The sequence below is a fragment of the Streptomyces sp. C36 genome (assembly GCF_040932295.1).
GTDB classification, from domain to species: Bacteria; Actinomycetota; Actinomycetes; order Streptomycetales; family Streptomycetaceae; genus Streptomyces; species Streptomyces triculaminicus.
This window is the reverse complement of sequence record NZ_JBFQGI010000001.1, coordinates 385,032-399,838: the sequence shown is the minus strand read 5'-3', so window position 1 is coordinate 399,838 and position 14,807 is coordinate 385,032. Positions and strand designations below refer to the sequence as shown.

The window sequence follows — 14,807 nt, the reverse complement described above, 5'->3', positions numbered from 1 at the left end:
CGACCGGCATCCCGCGCGGGCCGAACAGGCGGACCGTTCACCCGTGGGGGTCGGGCCCGGGCGCCGGGCCCGGGCGGCCGTCACCGGCGCGGCTGGACCTCCGCCATCGCCGACCAGCCGGTGCCCGGCACCTCGACGTTGATGATCTGCGGGGTCTCGGCGACGGCGTCGGGCATCCAGGCGATGGCGGTCTTGAAGTGCTCGGAGTTCACGTGCACCGCGCCCGCCTCCGCGGACTCGAAGGCCTCGAGCAGCACGTACTGGTGCTCGTCGTCCACGCTCTTGGACCACTCGTAGAAGACGTTGCCCGGCTCCTCGCGGGTGGCCCGGGTGAACTCCGCGACGTCCTCCAGCCACCGGGCGCTGCGCTCGGGGCGGATGGTGAACTTGACGGCGATGAAGATCATGCGGCGCTCCAGGAGTCGTCGGTCGGGGTGTTCCGGGCGGAACCGGCACCATGCTGCCGCCCGCGCGCCGGGCGGGCGAGCGGAAGCGCCGCGCATTCCGGCCCTGCCGGAAAACCGGCCGGCTGGTGACGCCGCGGGCCCCTCAGGTCGTGAGCCGGGCGGCCTGGGCGCGCAGCCCGTCGAGCGCCAGCCGCAGGAGGGGGTGGCCCTCGCTGCCCCGGCGCACGGCGGTGAAGACGCGGCGGGTGGGGCCGGGGCCGCGCACCGGCCGGACGGCCGGGGTGAGCGCCGGGCGGATGCCGTGCAGCGCGGAGCGGGGCACCAGGGCGACGCCGGCGCCGACGGCCACCAGGGCGCAGACGGCGGAGAAGTCGTCCGACAGGCACTCCACGCGCGGCTGGAAGCGCGCCTCCTCGCAGGCGCGCACGACGGCCTCGTGGACGGGGTTGCCGGGCCACGGCGTGATCCACGGCTCCTCGCGCAGGTCGGTCAGGCCGATCTCCGGCTCGTCGGCGAGCCGGTGGCCCGGCGGCAGGACGACGTCGAAGGGCTCCGCGTAGAGGGGGGTGCGCAGCAGTTGCCCGTCCATGGTGCCGAGGGAGTCGCGGTGTTCCACGGCCACGGCGATGTCGACCTCGCCGTCCATGAGCAGCCGGGCGCTGGTGTACCCCTCGGCGTCCTTGACCCGCACGCGCACCTGGGGCGCCCGCTCGCGCAGAGCGGCGACGGCCGGGGCGACGACCTCGGTGATGGAGGTGGCGAACGCCGCGATGGCCACGTCCCCGGCCAGGCCCGTCGAGCACCGGGCCAGGTCGGCCTCGGCCCGCTCGAGCTGGGCGGCGACCTCGGTGGCGTGCCGGGCCAGGACGCTGCCGGCGGCGGTGAGCCGGACCGTACGGCCGCGGCGCTCCAGCAGGGTGTGCCCGGTCTCCGTCTCGAGGGCGGTGAGCTGCTGGGAGACCGCCGAGGGCGAGAGGTAGAGGGCGTGGGCGGCGGCGGTGACGGTGCCGTGGTCGGCGAGGGCGCGCAGCACCCTCAGCCGGCGGGGGTCGATCATTTGTCCACTATCCCAGATCGTGAAGTGGAGCTTCACAGGCAGTACCGCAAAACGTTGATGGACTTCACAGTTCCGAGGCGTCACAGTGATCCCTCATGAGGGCATTGGTGAAGACCACCGCTGGACCGGGTCTTGAGCTGACCGAGGTACCGACGCCGACGGCCGGCGCGGGCCAGGTACTGATCAAGGTTCTGCGCACGGGCATCTGCGGTACGGACCTGCACATCGACAGCTGGGACGAGTGGGCGGCCCGCGTGGTCCGCGCCCCGCTCGTGCTGGGCCACGAGTTCGCCGGCGAGGTCGTCGAGACCGGCCCCGGCGTCACCGGCGTCGCGGTGGGCGACATCGTCAGCGGCGAGGGCCACCTGGTCTGCGGCACCTGCCGCAACTGCATGGCCGGCCGCCGCCACCTGTGCATCCGCACCGTCGGCCTGGGCGTGCACACCGACGGCGCCTTCGCCGAGTACGTGGTCCTGCCCCAGTCGAACGTCTGGGTCCACCGCCACGAGATCGACATCGACGTCGCGGCCATATTCGACCCGTTCGGCAACGCGGTGCACACCGCCCTCTCCTTCCCCGTCCTCAACGAGGACGTGCTGATCACCGGCGCCGGCCCCATCGGCATGATGGCCGCGGCCGTGGCCAACCACGCCGGTGCCCGCTCCACCGTGATCACCGACGTCAGCCCCTACCGGCTGGCCCTGGCGGAGAAGATGGGCGCCACCCTCGCCGTCGACGTCAGCAGCCGCCGGATCGCCGACGTCATGCCGGAGCTGAACATGACCGAGGGCTTCGACATCGGCATGGAGATGTCCGGCCGCGCCGACGCCCTGCAGGACATGATCGCCACCATGTCGCCCGGCGGCCGCATCGCCGCCCTCGGCCTGCCCGCCGGCGACGTGACCATCGACATGGCCACCGTCGTCACCCGCATGCTGACCCTGCGCGGCATCTACGGCCGCGAGATGTTCGAGACCTGGTACGCGATGTCCGTCCTGCTGCGCAGCGGCCTCGACATCTCCCCGGTGATAACGCACCGCTTCGGCTTCGAGCAGCACGCCGAGGCGTTCGCCACCGCCCGGTCCGGCCAGTGCGGGAAGGTCGTCATCGACTGGACCCGGCCGACCGCCCCCTGACGCCGCCCACGACCGTACGACGAGGAGAGTCCCCGTGTTCGACAGCATGCGCGAGCACCTGCGCAATGAGCTGCAGGGCATCCGCGACGCCGGGCTGTACAAGTCCGAGCGCGTGATCACCAGCCCCCAGTCCGCCGCCATCAGCGTCGGCGACGGCCGGGTCGTCAACTTCTGCTCCAACAACTACCTGGACCTCGCCGACCACCCCGACGTCATCGCCGCCGCCAAGCGGGCGCTGGACGAGTGGGGCTTCGGCATGGCCTCGGTGCGCTTCATCTGCGGCACCCAGTCGCCGCACAAGGAGCTCGAGCGGCGGATCTCGCAGTTCCTGGGCACCGAGGACACGATCCTCTACAGCTCCTGCTTCGACGCCAACGGCGGCGTCTTCGAGACGCTGCTCGGCGCCGAGGACGCGGTGATCTCCGACGAGCTCAACCACGCCAGCATCATCGACGGCATCCGCCTGTCGAAGGCGGCCCGCTTCCGTTACCGCAACCGCGACATGGCCGACCTGGAGCGCTGCCTCAAGGAGGCCTCCGGCGCCCGCCACAAGCTGATCGTCACCGACGGCGTGTTCTCCATGGACGGCTACATCGCCCCCCTGGACGAGATCTGCGACCTGGCCGAGCGCTACGGCGCCCTGGTGATGGTCGACGACTCGCACGCGGTCGGCTTCGTCGGCGAGGAGGGCCGGGGCACCCCGGAGCTGTTCGGCGTGACCGAGCGGGTCGACATCATCACCGGCACCCTGGGCAAGGCGCTCGGCGGCGCCAGCGGCGGCTACGTCGCCGCCCGCGCCGAGATCGTCGAGCTGCTGCGCCAGCGCTCGCGCCCGTACCTGTTCTCCAACTCGCTGGCCCCCTCCATCGTCGGCGCCTCGCTGCGCGTCCTCGACCTGCTGACGGAGTCCGGCGACCGCCGGGCGCGGCTGCGGGAGAACACCGCGCTGTTCCGCAAGGAGATGACCGCCGCGGGCTTCGACGTCCTGCCCGGCGAGCACCCGATCAGCCCGGTGATGGTCGGCGACGCGGCGCTGGCCGGCCGCATGGCCGCGGCGCTGCTGGAGAAGGGCATCTACGTGATCGCCTTCTCCTACCCCGTCGTGCCCCAGGGCAAGGCCCGCATCCGCGTCCAGCTCTCCGCCGCGCACTCCCGTGAGGACGTCCTGCGCACGGTGGCCGCGTTCCGCGAGGTCCGGGACGAGTTCGCCGCCTGACGGCCCGTACGGCCCGTACGGCCCGTACGGCCCGTACGGCCCGTACGGCCCGTACGGACGACGAAGGCCCCCGCACAACCGTGCGGGGGCCTTCTGCCATCGCGGCGCCACGGCCGCGATCACCACGTGATGTTGTGCGCCATGCCGTTGAGGATGAGGACGATCAGAACGGCCAGCACCGCGATCGTCGCCTTCTGACGCGTAGTGGCGGACAGCTGCGTCATGCCGCGGCTCCTTCCCCGACGACGGAGACCACCGGCGCACCGCTTATCTTGCGGTCGCCGCCGCTGCCGCCGTCGTCACCGGAGGCGAAGAGGGCGATTCCGGCGATGGCGAGGGCCACCAGTGCTGCGAGGATCACGGTCAGTGCGGTGATGACCGTCTTGGCGGACAGGGTCATGCGGCCTCCCTCAAGGTCAGATGTTCTTCAGGTACCCGCCCTGGTAACCGTACTCATTGGCCCAGACCTCCTGGCGCTTGTCGATCTGGATGCCGAAGCCCTTGTAGATGATGCTGCCTTCCCAGTTGACGGAACCGTGGGCGTACGAGCCCGACTGCCACGCCTTGGGCACACTCATGGAGATGGAAACGGCGGCGTTGAAGTTCCGCTTGGCGCCGTCGGCGAAGTTGACCTGACGGATCAGGTTGCCGTCGGTGTAGTAGTTCACCCACACCTTCAGCTTGGTCACGGTGATGCCGAAGATCTTCTGCGAGGCGGTGTACGTGGTCTCCCAGGTGCCCCTGGACAGCTTGCCCTTGGCCGCCAGCCCGTTCACCGCGTCGGGGCGGAAGGTGGCCGTGTGCTTGCCCTCGAGGACGACGTCGCCCTTGTACAGCGAGGTCGAGCGGGCGGCGGCACCGGGCCGGGACGTCTCCGTCAGGAGCGCCTTGAGCGCCTTGGGGTCGTTGAGGTAGTCGAGGTACTTCTGCTGCTTGGCGGTCGACAGGCCCTTGAACTCCTTCAGGGTCTGCGCCGCGCCCTCCTCGTGAGAGGCGCCGAGGTACTTGACGTAGGCGGCCGGCGTGGCCGTCTTCGCGCTGCGGGCGGGGGCGGAGCCGCCTCCCGTGGCGGCGGTGGCGGCGGTGGCGGTGCCTCCCGCGAGGACGGCGGCGGTACCCAGGGTGGCTATGGCTCTGACAGCGGTACGACGGTTCACTTCGTCTCCCCGTCCCCCAATGGGTCATGTTTCACGGGCTGTTGGGGGTTCCCGGCCCACGGGAGAGATCCTGCAGCCGCGCCGGGAAGGGGGACAAGTGATTTGAGAGAGTTCTGAGTATCAACGGAACGGCCTCCGGTTCCCCTTGGACCCCGGAGGGCCGTCGTCACCTCCGCAGCACCCACTTCTGCACCGCTTCCAGCGGGCCGGTGGAGAAACGGCGCAGCCACAGGGTCGAGGCGGTCATGAGCAGCAGGCAGACCACGGCCCACAGGCCCATCACCCACCACGGTCCGCTGCCCTCGAGGCGGGCCGCCAGGCCCAGGCCGATGCCGTAGCAGGCGAGGACGCACAGCACGTTCTGGGTGACGTAGCAGGACAGCGCGGTACGGCCGACCGACGTGAGGCCCGTCGTGAGGAGGCCCCCGCCGCGCAGACGGTCCGTCAGCACGCCGACGAGCCCGAGGTAGCCGAGGGCCAGCACGGGGGCGGCCACATAGCGGCTCAGGACGTAGAAGTCGGGGCCGGCCAGGGAGGCGGCGAGGTTCAGCGGCAGGCCGAGGCCCAGGCCCCAGCCGAGCAGGCGGGCGCGGATGCGCCGCCCGGTGGCGTCGGAGCCGAAGGCGCCCGCGCGGAAGAGCCGCACGCCGAGCAGGAAGAGGAAGACCAGCAGGCCGAAGGAGAGCACCGGCTCCATGCGCAGGGCGCCGGCGTTGCGCAGGCGGAAGAGGACCTGGTCCAGGTAGCCGCCGTCGGCGTAGAGGTCCACCACGTTCCGGGAGGTCCCCTCGCCCCCGCCCGAGTCGGAGGAGGCCACCGACGCCAGCGTGAGCAGGGACATGAACGCGAGGTGCAGCGAGGCCGCCGTCCACATCGCCACCCGCCGGAACCGTTCGGTCCGGGTGAGCAGCCAGGCCACCAGGAGCGCGGTGACCGCGTACCCCATGAGGACGTCCCAGGCGAAGACCAGGACGAAGTGGAGCGTTCCCTCGGCGAGCAGGAACAGCGCACGCCACCGGTAGCGGCCGGGCCAGGGCTGCCCGCGCCGGGCGGTGGAGCCGAACTGGATGGCCAGGCCCACCCCGAAGAGCACGGTGAGCAGGGCCAGGAACTTGCCGTCGGCGAGGAAGCGGAAGACGCTTTCGGCGGCCCGTGGCAGGGAGGGGTCGAAAATCAGGTGGCGCAGCGACGAGCCGTCCGTGGCGCCCTCCAGGACGCCCCACTCCGCCCCCGGGCCGGCGAAGATCCAGACGTTGGTCATGAGGGTGCCGAGGATCGCCGCGCCGCGCAGGACGTCGAGGAGCGGAAGCCTGCCCGCCGGAGCGCCGGGGGCGGCCCTCGCCAGGGTCTCGGCCGGGCTTCTGGAAGCCGACCGTACCGTGTCCGACATGAGAGCCTCCGAAGCGATCGTTGGTGGTCGTTTCCCTTCATCGTCGATCGCGCATAGGGCATAAGGCCTCGTATGCAGAGATGAAACGGGCCTACATCCTTCGATGTAGTGCAGGCGGAATTCAGCCATCCAGGGCCGCCGCGGACCTCCACATGTGACCGGAGAAAATGCCAAACCCTCACCACACGCTCCACTTTTCGATTACCTTCCGTCGCAGACGACACGCCATTCGGTGATTGACACCCGTACGTAAGGCGCGGCACTCCCCTGCCGCCGCGCAGCTGGAGAGGATCGTGTGACCGGTATCGACGGGTGCTTAGCCGAGGCCATGACCATTCCCGGCGCCCGGGGCGCGGGCCTCGTGGACTGGACCAGCGGGCTCACCTTGGGGGCGGTGGGCGAGGGACCGGCGGGCGACCACGAGGCGGCGGCGGCCGACGCGGCGGAGCTGGCCAGGCTCGCCTTCGAGAACGGCGCGTTCACCCGCGCCGGCCGCGACGCCGGACCGGTGGAGGACCTGGTCGTCACGGCGCGCGGCAGCTACCACCTGATGCGCTTCGTGGAGACCGGCTTCGACAGCAGCGTCTTCCTCTATCTGTGGCTGGACCGCGCCGAGGCCAATCTCGCCATGGCGCTGTTCCGGCTCAAGGATCTGACGGCACGGCTGGTGCTGGCATGACCGCCGCCACCCCGGGCCCGGACCCCGCGAGCAGCCCGCTGGCCCGGCTGGCCGCCGAGGGGGCGACGGGCGCACTGCACGGCCACGCCGGGGCGCTCTACCTCGCCGACGGCGCCGTGGTGCACGCCGAGAGCCCCGTGGTCCCCGACGTCGGCCGGCGGCTGACGGCGGGCGGCCGGCTGTCGGCGGAGGCCTGGGAGGAGGCGGTCGCCGAGGGAGGCCCCGACTACCGGGCCGGCCGCTTCCTCGTCGAGCACGGCCGGCTCAGCCGCGGCGAACTGGAGCTGTGCCACCTGAGCGCCCTCTTCGACGCCGCGTACTTCGTGCTGTTCCCGCCGGACAGCTCCCAGCGCGCCCCGGAGCGCTTCCTGAAGGAGGCCCGGCACTGGCTGGGGCCGGTGCGCCCGGTGCCCGTGCCGCTGCTCCAGCGGGAGTTGCGACGGCGCGGTGACCTGCTGCGCCGGGCCTGGCCCTGGCCCGAGGTGGACACCGCCCCGGTGGTGCCCGTTCCCGGAGCCGTGCCGGCCGGGGCGCCCGGCGCGGGGCCGACGTGCGGGCGGCGGGCGGTCCTTCAGGCGGCCGACGGGGTGCGCACCCCCGTCCAGATCGCCCGCGCGCTGGGCCGCTCGGCCTTCACCACCCTCCTCGACGTCCGGCGGCTGGCGGCCGCCGGCCTGGTGCGCACCCCGCCGCCGGACACCGGGCCCGGGGCCGGCCCGCGGGCGCGTACGCCGCTGCCGGCCCGCACACCGGCCGCCACCGTGGAGGTCTCGCTCCTCTACCGGATCCGTGACGCCTTGGAGGCCCTGTGACCCCTCTCCGCCCCGGGACCGTGCCATGCACCGGTCAGGTCCCACCGATCTCATGATGAGGCGCGCTTTGAGACAGCTCGCCGGAAGGAGGCAGTCCATGACCGCCGCACCCGAGGTGCTCGCCGAGCTCCAGGGGTTACGTGTCCGGGTACCGCATCTGACGGGTGCGATGGTGGCGAGCACGGACGGGCTGGTGATCGCGCATCTCGTCACCGGAATGGAAGCGGACCCGGTGGCCGCGCTCACCGCCGCCGCGCTGGGCGTCGGCTCGCGGCTGACGGACGCCGTGGGCCACGGAGGCTTCCGCGAACTGATCGTCAGCGGCGAGGGCGGCTACGTCGCCACCTACGCGGCCGGGAACTCCTGCGTGCTGACCCTGCTGGCCTCGGCCGACGCCAACGTGGGCCGGCTGAACCTGGAGGCGCGCAGAACGGGCGCCCGGATAGCCGAGCTGGCCGGGGCCGCGCTGGAGCGCCCGGGCCGGCTGTGACGGGCGGCCCGCCGGGCCGGATTCCGTCGACACATCGATACCACCACAAAACCGAACCCTCTACGGAAGCGGAAATCTCATGGCGAACACCGAAGCGGCCCTCAAGGACGCGATGGGCTCGATCGACGGAGCGATCGGCGTGGCCCTCGTCGACTACGGCAGCGGCATGGCCCTCGGCACCCTCGGGGGATCCCAGTCGCTCGACCTCAACGTCGCCGCCGCGGGCAACACCGACGTCGTACGGGCCAAGTTGAGGGCCATGGAGATGCTCAACATCCAGGACACCATCGAGGACATCCTCATCACCCTCGGCGGCCAGTACCACCTGATCAGGCTGCTGACCGGCCGCGGCGGACAGGGCCTGTTCCTCTACCTCGCCCTCGACGCCAAGCGCGCCAACCTCGCGATGGCCCGCCACCAGCTGCGGCGCATCGAGAGCGAACTGGAGGTGTGAATCCGTTCCGGCGGGCGGATCATTGACTTGTCGACAAACCGCCCGCCGGACGCCTCGTCACCTGATTACGCGTCAACTGGCGCCCGGTCAGACTCCTCCGGATTGCGGGGACACCACTCCCGCCGCAGGGTGATCGTGAAGATGCCCCGCTCGAAGGAGTACGTCATGAGTGCCTCCCGAAGATCCCGCCTCCTCGTCTCCGGCGCCGTGTGCGGTGCGCTCGCCCTGGGCGTGGCCGGTCCCACGGCCATGGCCGGGCCCGCCTCTCCCCCGCCCGGCTCGTCCGGCTCCCGCGTCGCCGGCCCGCCGGCCCCCGAGGTGTTGCGCAAGGCCGCCGGTGACGGCGTCAAGGCCATCGACGACAACGTCATCGGCAAGCAGGCCCTCGCGGACCTGTCCCGGTGCCGGGCCGCGCGGCCACCGGAAGCGGGGGCGGCCGGGTACTGCGCCAAGGTCGAGAGCCACCTCGGCGAGCTGGGCGGGGCCCGCGCCGGCCTGGCCCGGCAGGCCGGCGCCGAGCGGCCGTCCACCGACGCGATGGCCACCGCGACCACCGACGCCGTCGCGGCCATGGCCCGCCTCGCCAAGGCCCGCGCGGAGCACGACCGCGGCGACGACCACGACCGCGGCCGCCACCGCGACGACCCCCGCGGGCACCACCGCGACGACGACGAGCACGACCGTGGCCATTTCCGCGACCAGTACGGCCCGGGCCGCGGCCAGAACGGCTCGCTCGGCCTGCTCGGCACCGTGACCAACGCCGTCAACCCGCTCGTCGGCACGGTGGGCAGCGTCGTCGGAGGCCTCGGCAACACGGTGACGGGCCTGCTCCAGTCACTGCTGGGCTGACCGTCCGGCCCGCGTGCGCCCGGTCGTTCGGCCGACTGCCCGGCCCGTGTCGCGGGCCGGGCCCGGCCGCCGGATCGTGGCCCCATGAGGTCGGCACGCCTCGCTCCCGGCGCCCCGGTCCGCCGGGACGCGATCCCGGCGGGCCGCGGAGCGGACACCCCGGCCCTGCCGTGGCTCGCGGCCGTCGCCGCCGCCTTCACCGTCGCCCAGCTGGTCCTGGTCGTGCCCGGCGTGGGCCTCGGCTGGGACGAGACGGTGTACGTCAGCCAGGTCGGCCCGTACGCCCCGGCCGCGTTCTTCAGCGCGCCCCGCGCCCGGGGCATCACCCTCCTCGTCGCTCCGGTGGCCGCGCTGACGGCCTCCACCACGGCCCTGCGGATCTGGCTGTCCGTGCTCTCCGGCTGCGGGCTGCTGCTCTCCCTGTGGACCTGGCGGCGACTGCTCCCGCCGCACGTGCTCGCGACCGCGGGCGCGCTGTTCGCCGGCCTGTGGATCACCCTCTTCTACGGGCCGCTGGCCATGCCCAACCTCTGGGTGGCCTACGGCGCCCTGTGCGCCACGGGCTGCTTCCTGCGCGCCGTGCGCGACCCTGGCGACCGCCGCGCCCTGCCGGGCCTGGCGGCCGCCGTGGCGGGCACCGCCCTGATGCGGCCGGGCGACGCGGTGGCACTGGTCGCGCCCCTGGCCCTCGCCGCGGTGCGCGTACGGGCCTGGCGGCGCCCCGCCGTGCTGGCCGCCCTGGTGGCGGGCGCGGCGCTCGGCGGCGCCGAGTGGGTGATCGAGGCGTACGTCCGCTACGACGGCCTCGCGGCGCGGCTGCACCGGGCGGCCGAGATCCAGGGCGGCATGGGCGCCCACCTCGCCCTGGACGACCACGTCCGCGCGCTCGAGGGCCGGTCGCTGTGCCGGCCCTGCGACGTGCCGTGGCGTCACCCCGTCACCGCCGCCTGGTGGTTCGCCCTGCCGGTGCTCGCGGCCGGCGGGCTGGCGGTGGCGGCCCGCACCCGCCGCCTCGCCGTCGTCCTGCCGCCCGCCCTCGTCGGGCTGAGCCTGGCCGTCCCGTACCAGCTGATCGACTACGCCGCGCCCCGCTTCCTGCTGCCCGCCTACGCGCTGCTGGCCCTGCCCGTGGCGCTGTGCCTGTCCGCCCTGGTCACGGCCCCCCGCCGGGGGTGGCGCGCGCCGGTCGCCGCGGCCCTCGCCCTGGCGCTGCTCGGGCACCTCGCGGTCCAGTACAAGGTCCTCGGGCGAGCCGTCGCCCACAGCGGCGCCGCCCACGAGGCCATCGACCGCGTGGTGGCCGTGCTGCGCCGCCAGGGCGTACGGCCACCGTGCGTCGTCACCGGATCGGAGGCCGTGCGCGTCGCCTTCCGGGCGGGCTGCTCCTCCCGTCAGACGAGCGGGCACGACGGCAGCATCACCGTGCCGGAGCTGACGGGGACGGCCCGCCGGCAGCCGGTGGCGGTGCTGGTGGACGGCGACCATCCCGTACCCGCGTACGCCCGTGGCTGGCGCTCCGAGCCGCTGCCGCCCCTGCCCGGGGCGGCCGACGGATTCCGCGTCCTCCTCTCGCCGCGCCCCGGGACCGACGCCGCGCACTGAGGGGCGGCCGGCCGGGGCGTGCGGGCGCACAGGGTCCTCACAGAATGCACCGGGTACGCCTGTTCACCCCACAGTGCGCCTCCCGTCGGATCACCAGGGTGGTGTGCAGTGGAGGAGGTACCGGGGCGAAGCGGAAATTCATCGGCGCAGCAGAGAAAGCGGACAGCACCATGGACATCCCCCGGAAGGAACGGCGCGCCCCCTCGGGACGCCCGGCGGCCGCCCCCTGGTGGGCCCCGGGCCGGGACGGCCGCGCCGACGTGCTCCTCGGCGAGGTCGGCGACCTCTACCACCACCACTACGGCCTCGGCCCCTACGACCCGTCCGTGCTCGAGGAGCCGCCCGAGACCCGCGACCAGCGCATCGTGGACGAACTGCACCGGCTGGAGACGGCCCAGGCCGACGCCCTGCTCGACCGCCTCGGCGACATCCGGCCCGAGGACCGGCTGCTGGACGCCGGATCGGGGCGCGGCGGCACGAGCTTCATGGCCCACGAGCGCTTCGGGTGCCGTGTGGACGGCGTGTCCCTCTCCGACCACCAGGTCGACTTCTCCAACCACCAGTCCCGTGAGCGGGGTTGCCGGGGCCAGGTGTGCTTCCACCACCGCAACATGCTGAACACCGGCTTTCCCGACGGCTTCTACCGGGCCGTGTGGACCAACGAGACGACGATGTACGTCGAACTGGCCGCGCTGTTCAGGGAGTTCTCCCGGCTGCTGCCCCTCGGCGGCCGCTATGTGTGCGTCACCGGCTGCGCCAACGACGCCCACGGCCGGCGCTCGCCGGCCGTGGCCCGCATCGACCGCCACTACATCTGCGGCGTCCACTCCCGCGGCGACTACTTCCAGGCGCTGGCCGCGAGCGGCCTCGCCCCCGCCGAGGTCGTCGACCTCACCCCGCAGGCGATCCCCTACTGGGAGCTGCGCGCCCACTCGCCCGTACGCACCGGGATCGAGGAGGCCTTCCTGACCGCGTACGCCGAGGGCGGCTTCCAGTACCTGCTCATCGCCGCCGACCGGGTCTAGACCCGGTCGCCGCCCGCGACATGACGGCTGGGCCGAACGGAGTACGGACGGGTTGTCCGGCTTCCCGGGCTGGATACACTCACGCGGAATCGTCCGACATCCGAAGGAGTGCCGTCATGGCCGAGGTAAAGCTGAATGCCAGTAAGCGTACCGACTTCGGCAAGGGTGCTGCGCGCCGCACCCGCCGGGAGAACAGGGTTCCCGGCGTCATCTACGGCCACGGCGCCGAGCCGAAACACGTCGCGCTCGACGGCCACGCGCTGATGATGGCCCTCAAGACGCCGAACGTCCTCCTCCGCCTGGACATCGAGGGCAAGGGCGAGCTCGTCATCCCCAAGGCCGTCCAGCGCGACCCGCTCAAGGGCTTCCTCATCCATGTGGACTTCCTCGCCGTGAAGAAGGGCGAGAAGGTCACCGTGGAGGTGCCCGTGCACACCGAGGGCGAACTCGCACCCGGCGGAAACCTGCTCGAACACATGCTCAGCGCGGTGCCCATCGAGGCCGAGGCGACGCACATCCCCGAGGGGTTCACCGTCTCCATCGAGGGCCTCGAGGCCGGTCACACCGTACGCGCCGAGGACATCGACCTGCCGCGCGGCTGCTCCCTCGCGGTCGACGGCAGCACCGCTCTCCTGCAGGTCGTCACCGCCCAGACCGAGCCGGTCGAGGAGGAGGCGGAAGAGGAGGAAGAAGGCGCGGAGGCGGCCCTCGCGGAGGGCGAGCAGGCGGCGCCCGCCGAGGAGGGCGCCGAGGGCTGACGCTCCCTCGGCCCGGCGGCTCCTCCCCGTGCGAGGCGCCGCGACGCCGCCCCGGCTCCGGGCTGGGGCGGCGTCGCGCCGTCAGGAGGTCGCGGCGGGCAGCAGCCGGGCCGCCGTGACACGGTGCAGGTGGATGAGGATGTCGTACGAGGGCGCGAGCGCCGTCGTGTACAGCGGCTCGGGATAGGCGGTGCCGATGTTGCGGGTCGGCCGGGCCACGTCCAGCCAGGCGCGGGCCGCGGCGGGGGCGGTGCGCATGTCGAGGACGTAGTCGCGGTACGGCACCCGGTCCAGGGTGTGTTCGTTGCTGCCGGGATCGGCGGGGCCGACCGTGCAGACCTCGATCTTCGTCTCCTCCGGGTCGGTCGTGGCGTTGAACGAACCGGCGTCGAAGGTCAGCCGGACGTTGACGTAGTCCTTGCCGAGCCGGTCCCGCAGGAAGGCGCCCTGCACCTTGGGGTACCTCTCGTCGTCGCTCCGGTAGGCCACGTGCGCGTTGTGCGCGGAGAGCAGGACCTTGCCGCCCGTGTGCTGCCGCCACCAGGCGACGTTGGCGGCCATCTGCTCGTCGCGGTAGAGCATGGCGCGGGTGACGTCGGCGGTGTCGTTCAGGTCGTACGCGTACTGTCCCGCGACCTGCGCGATGTTACGGGCGTGCTGGACGACGAGGTCGAACTCCGCGCGGTCGGCGCCCGGTCGCTGCTCGCTCAGCAGCTCGAGCGCCCGGCGGGCCCGGTCGGCCATGTCCTTCCGCTCGGCCAGGGGCTTTTGCAGATAGCCGCGCATGTGCTCGCCGACGCCGGTGCCGTCCGCCGGGCGCAGCCCTTGGTAGAGCTCCGCGAAGCGGGCCCGCAGGCCGGGGTGGTTGCGGGCGACGTAGCCGGTGACCTCGTCGTAAAGCCGCGGTCCGCCGTAGCCGATGTCGTCGCCGATGAAGTGGACCTTCTTCTCGTGATGGATGTTGTACTGGCGCATCCACTGGATGAGGTCCAGGTACTCCCGGGTGTTCCAGAAGTTGTAGTCGCGCTGGAACTCCTCCTTCATGATCTGCTTCGGATCCCCCTTGCCGTGCACGACGTAGTCGTCGATGCGCAGCCCGGTGCTCCAGGGCGCCTCGAGGGCGAAGGCGGTGAACCCCTTCTCCTCGACGAGGTAGCGCAGGACGCGGTGCTTGTTGGTGAAGAACTCGTGCGAGCTGTGGGTGGCCTCGCCCATGCCGACCACGCCGACGTCCCCGACCATGCGCCCCAGCGGCCGCAGGTCCCGCAGGTCGCCGCCCGGTTCGGTGGTGCGCAGCGGGTGCGCGGCGCGGGTGAGGGCCGGCAGCGGGTCGGTGGCGCCCCGCTCCGCCGCGGACGTGGCCGGCCGTGCGTCGGCCCCGGAGGCGGTGGCCGGTTGCGCGGCGGCCGGTTGCGCGAGCGCGGCCGCGGAGACGCCCGCGCACAGCAGGAGCGCGGTCAGCGCCGACGAGGTGCGGTGCCGGAGGTGAGGTGCCTTGTGTGCCATGCCGTTCATGGTTCCGGCCGGGCGGCCGCGGCCGCCATCCGGCGCTCCCCCGGGAGGGGGTGGGGCGGCCCCCACCCCGGTGGCCCTACCCCGGTGGCCCCACCCCGCCGGCACCGGCGTGTTGGCCGGGCGCCTCCGGCGGCCTGGGTCACAGTGGTGCGTACCCGCGGCGGACGGGCACGCGGGATCGCGGCGAGGACGGTGCTGGTGGAGACCACGGTGACGACCGAGCGGTTCGCCCGCTCGCAGGACGACTGAGGAGGGTCCGC

General features: G+C 72.8%; 16 protein-coding genes. 10 read left to right on the top strand and 6 right to left on the bottom strand.

Features of this window, described 5'->3' with window-relative positions; translation table 11 throughout:
* Window positions 1-80: 80 nt before the first annotated feature.
* On the bottom strand, window positions 81-407 hold the full coding sequence (locus tag AB4K12_RS01700; RefSeq protein ID WP_086570744.1) for a putative quinol monooxygenase: 327 nt from the start codon (window positions 405-407) through the stop codon (window positions 81-83).
* 142 nt (window positions 408-549) lie between these two features.
* Entirely contained in the window at window positions 550-1,464 is a 915-nt protein-coding gene (locus AB4K12_RS01695) for a LysR substrate-binding domain-containing protein (RefSeq protein WP_368432414.1), read from the bottom strand.
* A 95-nt stretch (window positions 1,465-1,559) separates the two neighbouring features.
* Here AB4K12_RS01695 and tdh point away from each other — a divergent pair, with 95 nt between their 5' ends.
* Window positions 1,560-2,600: an L-threonine 3-dehydrogenase gene (tdh, locus tag AB4K12_RS01690; protein ID WP_086570740.1), complete on the top strand. Its 1,041-nt coding sequence runs from the start codon at window positions 1,560-1,562 to the stop codon at window positions 2,598-2,600.
* A 34-nt stretch (window positions 2,601-2,634) separates the two neighbouring features.
* The gene (locus AB4K12_RS01685; RefSeq protein WP_086570738.1) at window positions 2,635-3,816 is read left to right on the top strand and encodes a glycine C-acetyltransferase; all 1,182 of its coding nucleotides are present in this window, start codon (window positions 2,635-2,637) and stop codon (window positions 3,814-3,816) included.
* 220 nt (window positions 3,817-4,036) lie between these two features.
* Here the strand turns inward: AB4K12_RS01685 and AB4K12_RS01680 are convergent, their stop codons facing one another.
* From AB4K12_RS01680 to AB4K12_RS01670, 3 genes are all read right to left on the bottom strand, one after another.
* Entirely contained in the window at window positions 4,037-4,216 is a 180-nt protein-coding gene (locus tag AB4K12_RS01680; RefSeq protein WP_086570736.1) for a hypothetical protein, read from the bottom strand.
* A gap of 16 nt (window positions 4,217-4,232) precedes the next feature.
* A complete protein-coding gene (locus tag AB4K12_RS01675; RefSeq protein WP_368432413.1) occupies window positions 4,233-4,973 on the bottom strand; it encodes a hypothetical protein in 741 nt (246 codons plus the stop codon).
* Window positions 4,974-5,139: 166 nt separating this feature from the next.
* Window positions 5,140-6,363 carry a DUF418 domain-containing protein gene (locus AB4K12_RS01670; protein WP_368432412.1) on the bottom strand — a complete coding sequence of 408 codons (1,224 nt, stop codon included), beginning with the start codon at window positions 6,361-6,363 and terminating at the stop codon, window positions 5,140-5,142.
* A 295-nt stretch (window positions 6,364-6,658) separates the two neighbouring features.
* On the opposite strand from AB4K12_RS01670, the gene AB4K12_RS01665 reads away from it, so the two are divergent.
* From AB4K12_RS01665 to AB4K12_RS01630, 8 genes are all read left to right on the top strand, one after another.
* Window positions 6,659-7,042 (top strand): hypothetical protein, encoded by a 384-nt coding sequence (locus AB4K12_RS01665; protein ID WP_368432411.1) that lies wholly within the window; start codon window positions 6,659-6,661, stop codon window positions 7,040-7,042.
* Window positions 7,039-7,854 (top strand): transcriptional regulator, encoded by an 816-nt coding sequence (locus tag AB4K12_RS01660; RefSeq protein WP_368432410.1) that lies wholly within the window; start codon window positions 7,039-7,041, stop codon window positions 7,852-7,854. The genes AB4K12_RS01665 and AB4K12_RS01660 overlap by 4 nt, the downstream gene beginning before the upstream one ends.
* A gap of 55 nt (window positions 7,855-7,909) precedes the next feature.
* Entirely contained in the window at window positions 7,910-8,344 is a 435-nt protein-coding gene (locus AB4K12_RS01655) for a roadblock/LC7 domain-containing protein (protein WP_368432409.1), read from the top strand.
* 79 nt (window positions 8,345-8,423) lie between these two features.
* The gene (locus AB4K12_RS01650; RefSeq protein ID WP_086570725.1) at window positions 8,424-8,798 is read left to right on the top strand and encodes a hypothetical protein; all 375 of its coding nucleotides are present in this window, start codon (window positions 8,424-8,426) and stop codon (window positions 8,796-8,798) included.
* A gap of 165 nt (window positions 8,799-8,963) precedes the next feature.
* Window positions 8,964-9,647, top strand: a complete 684-nt coding sequence (locus AB4K12_RS01645) for a hypothetical protein (protein ID WP_368432408.1) — start codon at window positions 8,964-8,966, stop codon at window positions 9,645-9,647.
* Window positions 9,648-9,731: 84 nt separating this feature from the next.
* Window positions 9,732-11,249, top strand: a complete 1,518-nt coding sequence (locus AB4K12_RS01640) for a hypothetical protein (RefSeq protein ID WP_368432407.1) — start codon at window positions 9,732-9,734, stop codon at window positions 11,247-11,249.
* Between the two features lie 170 nt (window positions 11,250-11,419).
* Window positions 11,420-12,274, top strand: coding sequence for a geranyl diphosphate 2-C-methyltransferase (locus tag AB4K12_RS01635; protein WP_368432406.1), 855 nt, complete (start codon window positions 11,420-11,422; stop codon window positions 12,272-12,274).
* Window positions 12,275-12,390: 116 nt separating this feature from the next.
* A complete protein-coding gene (locus AB4K12_RS01630) occupies window positions 12,391-13,032 on the top strand; it encodes a 50S ribosomal protein L25/general stress protein Ctc (RefSeq protein WP_368432405.1) in 642 nt (213 codons plus the stop codon).
* A gap of 81 nt (window positions 13,033-13,113) precedes the next feature.
* On the opposite strand, the gene AB4K12_RS01625 is transcribed toward AB4K12_RS01630, so the two are convergent.
* Window positions 13,114-14,538: an erythromycin esterase family protein gene (locus tag AB4K12_RS01625; protein ID WP_368432404.1), complete on the bottom strand. Its 1,425-nt coding sequence runs from the start codon at window positions 14,536-14,538 to the stop codon at window positions 13,114-13,116.
* Window positions 14,539-14,807 lie beyond the last annotated feature (269 nt).

Coding starts and splice junctions, on each gene's coding strand:
- AB4K12_RS01700 (WP_086570744.1), bottom strand. CDS start 407: ATGATCTTCATCGCCGTCAAGTTCACCATCCGCCCCGAGCGCAGCGCC.
- AB4K12_RS01695 (WP_368432414.1), bottom strand. CDS start 1,464: ATGATCGACCCCCGCCGGCTGAGGGTGCTGCGCGCCCTCGCCGACCAC.
- tdh (WP_086570740.1), top strand. CDS start 1,560: ATGAGGGCATTGGTGAAGACCACCGCTGGACCGGGTCTTGAGCTGACC.
- AB4K12_RS01680 (WP_086570736.1), bottom strand. CDS start 4,216: ATGACCCTGTCCGCCAAGACGGTCATCACCGCACTGACCGTGATCCTC.
- AB4K12_RS01670 (WP_368432412.1), bottom strand. CDS start 6,363: ATGTCGGACACGGTACGGTCGGCTTCCAGAAGCCCGGCCGAGACCCTG.
- AB4K12_RS01660 (WP_368432410.1), top strand. CDS start 7,039: ATGACCGCCGCCACCCCGGGCCCGGACCCCGCGAGCAGCCCGCTGGCC.
- AB4K12_RS01655 (WP_368432409.1), top strand. CDS start 7,910: ATGAGGCGCGCTTTGAGACAGCTCGCCGGAAGGAGGCAGTCCATGACC.
- AB4K12_RS01650 (WP_086570725.1), top strand. CDS start 8,424: ATGGCGAACACCGAAGCGGCCCTCAAGGACGCGATGGGCTCGATCGAC.
- AB4K12_RS01645 (WP_368432408.1), top strand. CDS start 8,964: ATGAGTGCCTCCCGAAGATCCCGCCTCCTCGTCTCCGGCGCCGTGTGC.
- AB4K12_RS01640 (WP_368432407.1), top strand. CDS start 9,732: ATGAGGTCGGCACGCCTCGCTCCCGGCGCCCCGGTCCGCCGGGACGCG.
- AB4K12_RS01635 (WP_368432406.1), top strand. CDS start 11,420: ATGGACATCCCCCGGAAGGAACGGCGCGCCCCCTCGGGACGCCCGGCG.
- AB4K12_RS01630 (WP_368432405.1), top strand. CDS start 12,391: ATGGCCGAGGTAAAGCTGAATGCCAGTAAGCGTACCGACTTCGGCAAG.
- AB4K12_RS01625 (WP_368432404.1), bottom strand. CDS start 14,538: ATGGCACACAAGGCACCTCACCTCCGGCACCGCACCTCGTCGGCGCTG.